This is a genomic window from Cohnella sp. LGH (genome assembly GCF_017671885.1).
GTDB classification, from domain to species: domain Bacteria; phylum Bacillota; class Bacilli; order Paenibacillales; family Paenibacillaceae; genus Cohnella; species Cohnella phaseoli.
This window is the reverse complement of the sequence record NZ_CP072117.1, coordinates 5998057-6012098: the sequence shown is the minus strand read 5'-3', so window position 1 is coordinate 6012098 and position 14042 is coordinate 5998057. Positions and strand designations below refer to the sequence as shown.

Genomic DNA, 14042 nt, shown 5'->3' with positions numbered 1-14042 from the left:
GAAGGGAGTGGTCTAATTTGATAAGCAAGCCGAACATTCTTATTTTTATGACTGATCAGCAGCGGGGAGACACTATACCGCCTTACGGATTGGCGCTGACTCCTCACCTTGACCGATTTTGCAAACAGGGTCTTGTCTTTTCGAATGCCTATACAGTATCGCCGCATTGTTGTCCGTCCAGAGCTACTTTTTTCACGGGATTGTATCCTTCTCAGCACGGTGTGTGGAACAATGTCAGTGTTGGCAGTGCGCTCTCTAAAGGTCTTTATGAAGGTGTCCGCTTGTGGAGTGAGGATTTGCGAGATGCGGACTATGATTTATACTTTCATGGAAAATGGCACGTAAGTGATCTTGAACAGCCGGCAGATAGGGGCTTCAATGGGGAGTTTTCAATGTCGGAGGACAAGATATACAGACATAAACTGCCTGATCCGGCCGAATGGGATAGATATACCAACCATAGAAGGAATCAAGTTGAAGTTCGGACTGAAGGAGAAATAATTCGAGATGGCTATCCCCGTTACGTCCACTACGGAGAAAGTGATAATCCTTTCAATGACAACAATGTTGTGAATGAAGCTGTTGAAGCCATCAAGAAACATGTAAACGGTAAGCCATGGTGCCGTTATGTGGGCACCCTTGGACCGCACGATCCTTATTTTGTTCCTCAAAGGTATTTGGATATGTATCAGCTGGAAGATATTGTGCTTCCCGACAACTACGCAGACAGGATGGAGGATAAACCCTCATTGTACCGGAAAATCCGGGAGCGGTTCGATCAATTGAGCGAACAGGAGCACAAGGAGGCGATTAGACATTACCTAGCCTTCTGTACATACGAGGATGCACTGTTTGGGAAGTTGCTGGAGGCACTCGAGAAGTCAGGCGAAGCCGAGAATACGCTGGTCGTTTACTTATCCGATCATGGGGATTATATGGCGGAGCATGGACTGTGGTGCAAGGGTCTACCCTGCTTCAAAGGGGCATACCATATCCCGCTTGCCATGCGATGGCCATGCGGCATCTCAAGTCCAGGAAGATGTGAGAGCGCTTTCGTTATTTTGGCCGACATCGCGCCAACTATCCTGGAACTAGCCGGTGTGCAGGCAGATCGGAGCTTTGCGGGTGAAAGTCTAATGCCCTTTTTGAAGAACCAGAAAACGGGGTCGTGGAGGGACGCTGTTTTTACTCAATCCAACGGAAACGAGTTGTATGGAATTCAGCGTTCTGTCATGACGAAGAGATGGAAGTTTGTTTACAACGGATTTGATTATGAGGAGTTGTACGATTTAATTAATGATCCCCAAGAGACCAATAATCTGTTTGGCAAAAAGGAGTTCAGCTTCGTAGTGAAGGAGTTATCTAAGCGGATCTGGTCTTTCGCGTACAAGGTAGGGGATGCTTGCATCAATCCATATATAATGACGGCGCTAGCGCCACATGGACCAGGCACAGCTTTTGAAAGCAGGGGGGAATCGCAGTAATATAACGGGAGGCAGTCCCGATATGGAGCAGTATCCGCAAATAGACAGCACAAAAAATAAATGAATAAGCCTTAGTTCTGAGATCGAACTAAGGCTTTTTAATTTGCTCATGCCCAATTTTGTGTAGCCTCTTTAACCCCAACTTGTCCGCACCCAATCTGTTAATTGAAGCTGAACTTTTGTGCAACCGTATGTTCTACTCATGCATGCCCCCCATCACGGCAACAGGCAATTATTTCACTTGTCCTAACGTAAGGGAGGCAAACCATTGTTGGAATGGCTGCCTTTCATTATAAACTTGTTCATGGTTCACTCAACAGATAATCACTCTATAAATATTTGAATGCTTTACGATTTAACGGACTCCTGAGTTTTCTGTCTGTCGCACTGGGTCAGTCCCTGGTCTGCCTTCAAGGCATCCGACACTTTGGTCCAGTTGTTCGCCTGATCCAGAATAAATTTATACAGGGTCTTCATGTTCGCCTGCCTCAGCCCACGGTAATCGGCCAGCGGGCCTAGCCCTTCCTTCCAATGTGCCAGTTTGAACTGAAGACGGGCTTGCTGCTGTGCGTAATCCGGGTCTCCGAACAGGTTTCGCTCCTCATAAGGGTCGTTGCGGAGATCGTAGAGCTCTCCTTCCACGAGCGGCTGATCAAAGAATGCAGAATATTTCAGATAATGGTCCCCGTACAGTTTCTCGTGAATGGATTCCTGCTCCGGATATACCGTCAGCTTGAAGTCATGGTCTCGAATCATAAGTGCAGGCTCTACGTGGATGGATCCACAGAAGTACTGGCTGTGCGCTTCGGTCCGGTGGACCGTGCGCTCTCCCCGGCAAACCGGCATGAGGCTCATGCCTTGAACCTCTTCCGGAATTTCAATGTCGGCTGCGTCCAGTACGGTCGGCAGCAGGTCAATGATCTCGGCAAACGTATCCAGGCGAAGGCCGGAATTATAATTCTTCGGCAGCTTGACCAGCAGCGGGATGCGGACAACCGGCTCATACATATGGCCCCATTTCTCGATAAAGCCGTGCTCTCCCATCATCGATCCGTGGTCGGAGGTGAAAACTATGAGCGCATCGTCATACAACTCAAGCTCCTTCAGGCGGTCAATTACTTTGCCGATGCGGTCATCCACATGGGTTACAAGACCGTAGTAACTGGCCAGACTCTTCCGGTAATCCTCTTCATTCAGCTTGTCAAAGCCACGCACCTTGTGAAAATAGCGCTGCGTAATCGGTTTGTCAGCCAACGTGCGCCCGGCATTCTGGGGCAGCGGCAGCTCCTCCGGGTTGTAGATTTCCGAATAAGGCTTCGTCGGCATGTATGGCGTATGCGGATCCAGAAGCGACAGGTAATGGAAGATTGGTTTCTCATCGGTCTGAATACGGTCCATTCGTTGAATATAGTCCGCAGTCAGGCGAGAGCATGAAGTCTGATCCGGGTGCGTAGGGCTCTCGCCGTGAATGACTAACGGAATATCACCCTCATTCTTCTTGAAGGTGGCGTTCTTGCGGACCTCTGTGTCCTGAATGCCGAGGAAGCTGGTGTACGGGTCCGGATATCCAAACTTAAATTCATCAAAGCCACATTCCTCTGGGGTCCGGTGGACATGCAGCTTGCCGTACATCGTTGTGGTATAGCCGTTCTTGCGAAGCAGGTCAGGCAGAGGCTTCTCATCCTCTACCATCCGCATAGCATTGTCCAGCACACCGTTGCTGAGCGGATTGCGTCCTGTCATCATGCTAGCTCTCGCAGGCACACACATCGGACAGTTCGTATAGGCATTCTCAAATATGACGGAATCCTGGGCCAGCTCGTCAAGATGAGGAGTCTGAACTACAGAATTCCCCATAAATCCCAGGCTGTCAGCCCTGAGCTCATCGCACATCAGAAAGAATACATGCGGTCTGGTATTTGTCGTCAATGGAATCACTCCTTTAATCATGATAGATCTTCAACGATAACGGACGTATAAATTAACCATACTCGACCTTTTATATATAGTCAACAAATTTATAAATAAATTATAATCTTGAATCTCTGTATAATCAGTTGACATTTGAAAACGCTTTTATTATTATATATATACATTATTATTTTATATTTAGATTTACCAGAAATGAAGTCAGACAACCTTCTTTCTGGTCATTACATGGATCATTTCTACCTTTCAAATCTTCACGGATATAACAACTTCAATATCGAGGACCCTGTGTTTACAAGATCGCTGGAACGAATTTATAATATGATGAATGTTGACCAAAGCATGCCGACCCATGCGAGTAAGGTCACCTTCAAGATTAATCCTCTTGCCTTATGAATGGATAAAACGGCATGAATATCCAGGGAGGCTGGGTGCCACCTTGGGCGGCGAAAAAAGGAGAAGTTTCCGCGGGATTGGAAGCTAGGGGTAGCACAGTTTCCGGTGGACAGCGGGGAGATGACCAAGAACTAGAGCAGTGTTTAAACGATTTCGGTATCTCGCCGACCTCGGCAAATCCTGAACCTGCACTGGACATTGCCGTAGAGTTGAGCAGGCTGATTCAGAACATCAAGTCCCGGGGGGACAAAACGATTCAGGAGAAGTAAGATACACACAGATACCCTATCCAGTGCGGCTTTTTTGCACTGGATAGAGGTCTTTATGCCATGACTTCAGAGAAGAGGTGAGATGGAAGGTGCGATTTGCCAGGCTGAAGAAATTAAAGAACATTTCACTATTTTACAAATACCTAATTTCCTATGCCTTGTTGTTGATCCTTCCTGTTATCGTCATCGGACTTTTTGTGAATCATTTTATTGTTTCCACGCTTCAAACGCAGGTGCAGCAGACGAACCGGGCAATGCTTGAGCAGGTGAGGGACACGATGGATGGCCAATTGGCTGAGATGAGGAATATTGCTATTCAACTATCCGTGCAGCGTGAATTTGATCCCGAGAGGCTGAGCAGTAATTATTCCATTTATGAGGCAAAGGACAAAATCAGCTTGTATGCGGAAGCCAATGCCTTCTTCTCGGAGGTAGTGTATAAAGCTAGAAATCAGGACATGCTGATCTCTTCCAAAAGTACGTATCTTTCCGTCGTGTTCTATAACATGTTTCTGAGCCAGCACCTGACCTATGATCAATACTTGCGGCTGCTGGAGTCGGATGTGCCCACGGTAAATGCTGCAAACGCCAGCCAGTCTCTGGAGCCGTATCTCTCGGATCGTTATTTGAGCTATGCCATTCCTGTCCCGGCATTCGGTTCCACCAGCAAGAACAAGGGAACGCTGTTATTTCTGATCAAGGAGAAGAAGGTCAAGCAAATGTTCTCGTCCTTCTTGCCTTATCGGAAAAGTAATGTGTATCTTATAGATGGCCAGGGACAGTTGGTAGCTTCTCTTGTCGATACTGGAAGTGTACCGTACGGCCTCTTAGACGTGAAATCGGAAAGCAGTGAAATTCGAAAGTTAGATGGAGATCAATACTATGTATCTAAGGTGATCTCGACTTCTTCCGGCTGGACCTATGTGACGGTTGTTTCGGAAACCGAGCTGATGAAGCCCATAGAACAGATGCAACTGAAGGCTGGAATTGCGCTGGCACTCATACTTGTTGTCGGCTCCAGTATCATTTATATCAATATGAACGTTCACTATCATCCGCTTCGCAAGCTGATTGATGTGGTGGACAGCAAGCTTCATCTTGCAAATGTTAAAAGCCCTTCCGGAGGCCTGGAGAAGCTTCGCTCTGCCTTCGATTATATGAGCGACCGTAGCCACACGCTGGAATCGCAGATAGAGCGCGGACGCCCAGCGATGCGACAGCAACTGCTAAACCAACTGCTGTCGGGACAGATCCGGGAGTGGTCCGAGTTCAAGGAGCTGGGGACCCCCCTCGGCATAACCCTGCAGACCGACCAGTACCGGGTGGTCTGTCTCCAGGCCCATCAAGGCGCAGAATTGAGCTTGATTCGGGAACAGCTTCCCGCTTTATGGAGGTCTGTAGTGCCGCACTTCATCGAGCTGTATTCCATTGATACGATTCAGCCCGAGCAGTGGATATGGATCCAGTCCTGTCCGCCGGAATCCGGCGGCGGCGAAAGCTGGAACGAGTGGCATCAGAAGTTGAAGGAGTCGACCGGCCTTACTTGGACTATCGGGGTCGGGGAGGCAGTAGAGGATTTGACGCTGTTGCCGAAGTCTTACATCAGTGCAACGACGGCGCTGCAATATCGGCTTATTCTAGGGAATGATCGTGTAATTCTGCCGCACCAACTGAATCAGGAGCATCAAAAGCTGCCGGTTTATTCCGCGCAGCAGTTCCAGACGTTGCCCATGCTCCTGCGCGACCATGATACTGACAAGGTGAAGCAGCATATCAAGCAGCTGCTGGAACACATTCATAGCAGCAGCTCATCGCTGCTGTCGGCAAAGTACATTTATTTTGATCTCATTAATACGCAGGTTAAGGCAGCAGCCGAGGCCGGTGCGGAGAGAGGCATGTCTGTAGAGTATCCTGACGTCATCGCATTAACCTCATGCACCTCCTATCAGCAAATGGATGAGATTGTCTGGAACACGTTTGAACAAATCCGGCCGTTGTTGATGAAGGAAGCTCCTGTTGAGCAGGACCGCATTCTGCTGCAGGAGATGATTGAGCTTCTGCAGGAGAAATATGCCGATCCGCAGTTCAGCATCCAGAGCATGTCCAGCTATTTCTCTCAATCCATCTCCTCACTGTCGCGTTATTTCAAAGAGCAGACCGGCCAGACGATATCGGAGCATCTTCATGCCATACGGATCAACAAAGCAAAAAGGCTGCTGATCGACACCGACTTGTCGATCGCTATAATCGTGCAAAAAATCGGCTACAGCGATCCTTCGAGCTTTATCCGCAAATTTAAAGCCGAGGTTCAACTGACGCCGGGAGAGTATCGGAAACGACTGCAGCAGAATGAGGACAAGAAGTAAGGCAGGTTGCTCTAAGTAAGCCCGGAAACCCTTGCTATATAAGGGTTTCCGGGCTTTATATATTTCGCATACCGCTCTGAATTTGGCTGATTGCGCACTTTATAAGGTGGTTGGTAATATAAATTGCATTACGGTGAAAGCGCTTGAAACCACAATCAACATTTTGAAAGAACGGGAGGGAAAGCTTTGCTGAAGCAATGGAAAAGGCACTATGAACTATACTTACTGCTGTTTCCAACACTGATTTATTTCGCCATTTTTGAATATGGCCCCATTTACGGCTTGCAAATTGCCTTTAAGAATTTCCTGCCTTTCAAGGGGATTGCAGACAGCCCCTGGGTCGGATTCGAGAACTTCCAGCGGTTCTTTGAGAATTACAAGTTCTGGGAAATTCTCTTAAACACGCTGACAATCAGCTTATATGAGCTGGCGTTATTCCCGATTCCGGTCATTCTCGCGCTGCTTATTAACCAGTTGACGAGCCAGCGCTTCAAGAAGCTGGTCCAGACCGTAACGTATGCGCCGCATTTTATCTCCACTGTGGTCATTGTTGGGATGCTGTATTTGTTCCTGTCGCCTACTAGTGGTGTCATCAACCATATGCTGATGGGCCTTGGTATTGAAAGCCAATATTTTATGGCAAAGGCTGAATGGTTCGCATCCATCTTCGTCTGGTCCGGTGTGTGGCAGAACGCAGGCTGGGGCACAATTATATACCTAGCAGCCCTAACCGCCATTAGCCCGGAGCTGCATGAATCTGCTGTCGTAGACGGCGCCAGCAAATTAAAGCGCATTCTTCATATTGATTTGCCGGGCATCATGCCTACGGTCATTGTCCTGCTTATTCTGAATATCGGCAGCTTTATGTCCGTCGGCTTCGAGAAGGTGTATCTGATGCAGAATCCGCTTAACATCAACTCTGCCGAAATCATTCAAACGTATGTGTACAAGAGTGGCTTGCTCAATGCACAGTACAGCTACTCGGCAGCGATCGGGATGTTTAACTCTGTCGTGAACTGTATCCTGCTTGTCGTTGTCAATCTGATCGCCAAACGCTTCGGCAAAGCGAGTCTGTGGTAGGAGGGAAAAGAGATGGACGTATTAAACAAAAGCAGGTCCGATAAGCTGTTTGATTGGTTTAATGTACTGCTGTTCTGCGGAATCCTGTTTGTGGTTATTTATCCGCTGTATTTCATTATCGTAGCATCCGTCAGCGATCCGGATCTGGTCAATTCCGGACAAATTCGCTTTCTGCCAAAGGATGTCACCTGGATCGGTTATGAACGAATATTCAACGATGATGAGATCTGGCGGGGGTATTCGAACTCTATATTTTATACCTTCTTAGGGACGTTGTTCCGTGTCAGCTTGATCATTACTGGCGGTTATGCCTTGTCGCGTAAGGACCTTCCGTTCTCCGGTGTCTTGATGGTTCTGATCCTGTTTACGATGTTCTTCAACGGAGGTCTGATTCCGACGTACCTGCTGGTGAAGGAGCTCGGTATGGTCAACACCGTCTGGGCTATGATCGTTCCCGGTGCGGTCAGTGTGTATCAGCTCATTATTGTCAGAACCTTTTTCCAGAACACGATTCCTGGAGAAATGCTGGAGGCAGCGATGGTGGACGGCTGCGGCAACTTCAAGTTTTTCATAAGAATGGTTATTCCATTGTCTCTGCCGATTATTGCGGTCATGGTGCTGTTTAATGCGGTGGCGCTGTGGAACTCCTATTTCCAGGCCCTGATTTATCTGAATGATGCAAGCCTGCATCCGCTGCAAATTATTCTCCGCAAAATTCTGATTGTCAGCGAAGCACAGCTGGATATGATCGATAGTTCCAACGACGCTGTGGAGGAGCAAAAGGTCGCTGGCCTTGTGAAGTACGGCATGGTCGTAGTAGCGAGCCTGCCGGTGCTCGTATTGTATCCTTTCCTGCAGCGTTATTTTGTCAAAGGTGTCATGATCGGCTCCGTTAAAGGCTAACAGAGCTTCATGAATATAAAAGCAGTATTTGAACTTATACCCTGGGAGGTCATGAAATGAAAAACAAGAAATTGTCTGCAAGCTTGAGCGCCATACTGGCTGCAGCGCTGTTGTTGAGCGCCTGTACAAGCTCCGACAGCACTCAATCAGCTTCAAAGAAGGACATCGGTAAGTCGACAGAGACAACAGAAATTCAGTTTCCCCTGGAGAAGCCGGTCAAGCTTGAAATTCTCGCAAGCACAGCGCCGCAGGTTAAGAAGAACTACAACGAAATGCAGATGTTCAAAGAACTGAACGAGATGACCAATGTTGAAGTGGAATGGACACAGGTCGGCTGGGAGCAGTTGGCGGAGAAGAAAAATATCGTCATTGCGAGCGGCGACCTTCCGGATGCATTCTATGGACGTGGAGTCCTGCTTGATCAGGAAATCGTGAAGTTGGGCAGCCAGGGGGCTATTATTCCGCTGGAGGACCTCATCGAGCAGCATGCGCCTAACCTGAAGAAGGTGTTCGAGCAGCGTCCTGATTTCAAAACGATGCTGACCGCGACGGATGGCCATATTTACTCCCTGCCAACATTTGTGGAGCGGGATTTCAACGAAATCCCTTCGGTGCTGTTCATTAACAAGAAGTGGCTGGACCAGCTCGGTCTGTCTGTCCCGACGACCATAGACGAATTTTATGATGTACTAAAGGCTTTCAAGGAGAAGGATCCGAACGGTAACGGCAAAGCAGACGAAGTTCCATTCTCCTTCCTGTTCAACAATGCACAGAACGGCTCGAACGCTCTTGCGGGATCCTTTGGAATTAAACAAGACGATCCGAGAAACAACTTGTATCTGGATAACGGAGTCGTAAAATATGCACCAGAGCAGCCGGGCTACAAGGCATATCTGGAATACTTGAACAAGCTTTTTAAGGAAAAACTTGTGGATCAGGAAGTGTTCACGCATGACCAGAACACATATTTGACAAAGGTTAGAAGCAATGACGTTCCGATCGGCGCGTTCTTCGGTTACTCGCAAAGAAGCATCTTCGGCAACCTGAACGAGGATTATGTGCCTGTTCTTTCGCTGAAAGGACCGGATGGCGAGCAGGGTTGGCTGCGGATGCCGGCCGCGGTGATCAAGGGCTCTTTTGCCATCACAGCTTCTAACGAGCATCCGGAAGTGACGATGAAGTGGATGGATGCGATGTATGAAGAAATGCTGAGCTTCCAATTCGAGATTGGCCCGGTTGGCTTGACGGTGAAGGAAAATCCGGATGGTACTTTCGACAAAATGCCGATTCCGGACGGTATGAACTCGGGTGACTTCAAGCACTCGGAAGCTCCAGGTAACGGCGCAACCGTTATTGTACTGCAGGATGTGGTAGACCGCCTCATCGACGAGCAGGCTGATGAGAAGCGTGAATACTACGAAATGTATGATCCAGTTGCATCCAAGGATGTCATTCAGGATATGCTGTGGTCCGCAGAAGATGGCGAGAAGTTGGCCGCCATTAACCTTGACTTAAATGGTAAAAATGGATACTACGCAAGCACCTTCGCCAAGTTTGTCATGAATGGCTTTACCCAGGCCGATTGGGACAATCACCTGGCACAGCTGAAGAAGCTGAAGGCGGACGAATACGTAGCGCTGTACCAAAAATATTACGACGCAACGAACGGGAAGTAAATCTCTTGATCGAGCTGGACCTGGATCTGATCCAGGTCTAGCTTTCTTCTAAATTATGTATTGTAATGAAAGGGGCAAATGACATGAGTACGGATACGATCGTAAAGTTTCAACCTGTCAGGCTGGGAGAGGCTAAATTAACTGGTGGCTTCTGGGGAAATCGGGTGGATGATTATATGCACGTCATCAAGAGCATGGAAAGCTCCCTGATGCACCCGGACAATGCTGCACGCCTGATCAATTTTGGCATTGCTGCGGGGGAGATTGAAGGAAAGTTCCACGACAATGATTGGTCCGATGGAGATTGCTACAAATTTATTGAAGGTTGTGCCAATCAGTATGCAGTGTCCAAAGACCCGCAAATTTTGGAGATTCTGGACAAATACATTCCATGGATCGAAGCCTCTCAGGAGCCGGACGGATATATTAACACCCAAATCCTGCTGACAGACAAGGAGCGTTGGAAGCACCCGGCGCACCATGAGCTGTACAACATCGGCCATTTGTTTACAGCAGCTTGTTCGCTGCATGAAGCTGCAGGGGATGACCGTTTGCTTCAGGTTGCGGTACGTTGCGCAGATTATTTGTGCACGGTATTTATGCCACTGAATGCGGAACTGGGCGACTTCTGCTTCAACCCGAGCCAGATTATGGGGCTCGTGGATCTGTACCGTCTGACCGGTACCCAGCGTTATCTGGAGCTGGCGGACATATTTGTTACCATGCGCGGCACCAAGCTGGGCAACGGAGACCAGAATCAGAATCGTTTGGCTCTCCGCGAGGAATATAAGCCAGTTGGCCATGCTGTAACGGCTTCTTACCTCTACGCCGGGGCAGCGGACGTTTACGCACATACTCAGGACGAGACTCTGTTGACCGCACTGGAGAGAATCTGGAATGACATGATCACTCGGAGAATTTATATCACGGGCGGAGTATGTCCGATCTATGAAGGTGTTTCAGAACGGGGGGACCGGGTTCAGGAGGCATTCGGTGATGAGTATAACCTGCCGCACCGTATTGCTTATAACGAAACCTGTGCCAATATCGCTGCCGCCATGTGGGCGCACCGGATGCTGCATGTGACGAATAAAGCTGTTTACGGAGACTGGATGGAAAGCATTCTGTACAATGCCGGCATCTCCGGAGGAAGCTTGGATATGACCCGGTACTTCTACGCGAATCCGCTGGCGCATCGGGTTCACGAGCGCATTAAGCCGACTTTCCGCCAATACGCGCATGCGCCTAATGAACGGTTTGTCACCTTCGGATGCTGGTGCTGTCCACCGCAGCTGTGGAGAACCCTGACCGGCATGCCGAAATGGATCTACTCCACATCTGAACAGGGCGTAGCGATTAACCTGTTCGCAGGCTGCGAACTAAACTCCCAGTTGGCAAACGGAGCGCCGGTGAAGCTTCGCATGGAGACGAACTATCCATGGGACCAGGAAGTGAAGATTTATATTGACCAGGCGCCTTCAGAGGGCATGAAGCTCTCCTTCCGAATTCCTGCATGGTGCACGGATGCGACCTGCAACGGCCAGCCGATTCAAAGCGGCATTCATGAAGTGACGGTTCAGGTCGGGGAGGAAATTACGATTATGTTGCCGATGAAGGCACAACTGTATCAGGCGAATCCGATGGTAGAGCAAGCTAACGGAATGGTTGCTGTAAAGCGCGGACCGGTAGTATATTGCCTGGAGGGCTGTGATATCTCTGGCGAAGCAACACTGGATGAGCTGGCACTTCCTATAAACTCCACCTTCCAAGAGGTGCCGATTGCCGAGCTGCCTTATCATATGGTAGGCTTGCAGACAGAGATGGTCATCCGGCCGAAGGGCGATGCGCTGTATCATCCGCTAGTGCAGGATCAGAACAAGACCGTGACGGTCAGACTGATCCCGTATTTCTCCTGGGCGAACCGGGAAGAAAGTGACATGAGCGTCTGGTTCCCGAGAGCGTGATGGTTTCATACTAATCCTGTAACGAGGCTGCTCCCGCAAGATTCTGATATCTGGGGAGCGGGCCTTTTTTCTGCTTGCAAATGCCCATCAAAGGCACGTGATCCCCCTCTGCCGAATCTCACCTATCGGAGGTTTAGAGCTTGAGAGGCTTGGTATATCAAGCTTTTTGATACTTCGCCGTTTCGCATATGCCTCCAATTTTGGCTGATTGCAATAAGCCTGCCTTCTCTGCTATTGTGAATCACACAACGAGATGTAAGCGCTTCATGTATGACGAGGGTCATGGTAGTCAAAAAAACATTTTTGGGAGGTTGTACACATGAGAAAGAAATGGTTGGTCCCCTGTGTAAGTGCAATGGCAACGATGGCGCTATTCATCAGCGGGTGTTCGGAAGGCGGCACACCGACGGCTTCAGAGAATCCAAAGGCTTCGGCGGAGGCACCGTCCGCAGGTACGGAGGACAAATTCAAGTTCCCACTGGAGAAACCGATCAAGCTGAAAATTTTTGCGAATACGGCGCCGCAGGTCAAGAAGGACTATAACGACATGCAGATGTTCAAAGAGCTGAACGAGATGACCAACGTGGAAGTGGAATGGACTCAGGTCGGATGGGAGCATCTGGCCGAGAAGAAGAACATCATTATCGCGAGCGGCGACTTGCCGGATGTATTTTACGGACGGGCTGTGCTGCTGGATCAGGAGATCGTCAAGTTGGGCAGCCAGGGTGCATTGATTCCGCTGGAGGGAATGATAGAGCAGTATGCACCGAACCTTCAGAAGGTGTTTGAACAGCGCCCCGAGTTCAAGAAGATGCTTACAGCACCGGATGGCCATATTTACACGCTACCGACCTTGGTGGAAAGAGATTTCAACGAAATCGGTTCCGTACTGTACATCAACAAAAAGTGGCTGGATCAGCTCGGCCTGTCCGTTCCTGAAACGATTGATGATTTCTACAATGTACTGAAAGCGTTTAAAGAGAAGGATCCGAACGGAAACGGCAAGCCGGATGAGATTCCATTCTCCTTCCTCTTCAATAATGCTCAGAACGGGGCTAATTCTCTGGCAGGCTCTTTTGGCATCAAGCTGGATGATCCGCGCAACAACCTGTACGTGGACAATGGCACCGTTAAATATGCGCCGGAGCAGCCGGAGTACGAGAACTACATGCAGTATATGAACAAGCTGTTCAAGGAGAAGCTGATTGACCCGGAGGTCTTTACTCATGACCAGAACACGTACCTGACGAAGGTGCGCAGTGAGGATGTGCCGATCGGATCGTTCTTCACCTACTCCAACCAAGGGGTATTCGGTTCGATCAATGAGGATTATGTTCCAGTGCTGCCGCTGAAGGGAGCTAATGGCGAGCAAGGCTGGCTCCGTATGCCGGTATCGCTCAGCAAGGGAGCATTCGCAATTACGTCAAAAAACAAACACCCAGAAGTGACGCTGAAGTGGATGGATACAATGTATGAAGAAAAGCTGAGCTTCCAGTTCGAGGTAGGCCCAATTGGCCTGACCGTGAAGGAGAATCCGGACGGTACTTTTGACAAGCAGCCGGTTCCGGAGGGTATGAACTCTGGTGACTTTAAGCACTCGGAGGCACCGGGCAACGGCGCTACCGTGATGGTGCTGAAGAATATGGTAGATCGGCTGATTGATGATCAGGCGGACGAGAAGCGCGAGCATTATAAGATGTATATGCCATTTGCATCCACCGAGCTCATTCACGAGATGCTGTGGTCGCTGGAAGACGGCGAGACGCTCGCCGGCATCAACCTGGACCTGAATGGCAAGAACGGCTATTATGCCAGCACCTTTGCCAAATTCGTCATGAATGGTTTCACCGATGCAGATTGGGATAATCACCTGGCCCAACTGAAGAAGCTGAGAGTGGAAGAGTATGTAGCCCTGTATCAGAAATACTATGATTCCTCGAAATAAGCATTAGTTTAGAATCAAGGAGCCATATCT

At 49.0% G+C, this 14042-nt stretch carries 8 protein-coding genes; 7 read left to right on the top strand and 1 reads right to left on the bottom strand.

The genetic code is table 11. The annotated features are described in order from the left end of the window. The first annotated feature begins 17 nt into the window (after window positions 1-17). The gene (locus J4772_RS25185; protein ID WP_209071895.1) at window positions 18-1484 is read left to right on the top strand and encodes a sulfatase family protein; all 1467 of its coding nucleotides are present in this window, start codon (window positions 18-20) and stop codon (window positions 1482-1484) included. 348 nt (window positions 1485-1832) lie between these two features. On the opposite strand, the gene J4772_RS25180 is transcribed toward J4772_RS25185, so the two are convergent. Further along, window positions 1833-3422: a sulfatase family protein gene (locus tag J4772_RS25180; protein ID WP_209077430.1), complete on the bottom strand. Its 1590-nt coding sequence runs from the start codon at window positions 3420-3422 to the stop codon at window positions 1833-1835. Window positions 3423-4167: 745 nt separating this feature from the next. On the opposite strand from J4772_RS25180, the gene J4772_RS25175 reads away from it, so the two are divergent. From J4772_RS25175 to J4772_RS25150, 6 genes are all read left to right on the top strand, one after another. Continuing rightward, window positions 4168-6444, top strand: coding sequence for a helix-turn-helix domain-containing protein (locus tag J4772_RS25175; protein ID WP_209071894.1), 2277 nt, complete (start codon window positions 4168-4170; stop codon window positions 6442-6444). A gap of 186 nt (window positions 6445-6630) precedes the next feature. Next, window positions 6631-7524 carry an ABC transporter permease gene (locus J4772_RS25170; RefSeq protein ID WP_087569007.1) on the top strand — a complete coding sequence of 298 codons (894 nt, stop codon included), beginning with the start codon at window positions 6631-6633 and terminating at the stop codon, window positions 7522-7524. 12 nt (window positions 7525-7536) lie between these two features. Continuing rightward, complete coding sequence (locus tag J4772_RS25165) at window positions 7537-8427, top strand: carbohydrate ABC transporter permease (protein WP_209071893.1); 891 nt, start codon at window positions 7537-7539, stop codon at window positions 8425-8427. A 56-nt stretch (window positions 8428-8483) separates the two neighbouring features. Further along, window positions 8484-10103 carry an extracellular solute-binding protein gene (locus J4772_RS25160; RefSeq protein ID WP_209071892.1) on the top strand — a complete coding sequence of 540 codons (1620 nt, stop codon included), beginning with the start codon at window positions 8484-8486 and terminating at the stop codon, window positions 10101-10103. Window positions 10104-10186: 83 nt separating this feature from the next. Continuing rightward, window positions 10187-12067, top strand: a complete 1881-nt coding sequence (locus J4772_RS25155) for a glycoside hydrolase family 127 protein (protein ID WP_209071891.1) — start codon at window positions 10187-10189, stop codon at window positions 12065-12067. A gap of 319 nt (window positions 12068-12386) precedes the next feature. Beyond that, window positions 12387-14012, top strand: coding sequence for an extracellular solute-binding protein (locus J4772_RS25150; RefSeq protein WP_209071890.1), 1626 nt, complete (start codon window positions 12387-12389; stop codon window positions 14010-14012). Window positions 14013-14042: the final 30 nt, after the last annotated feature.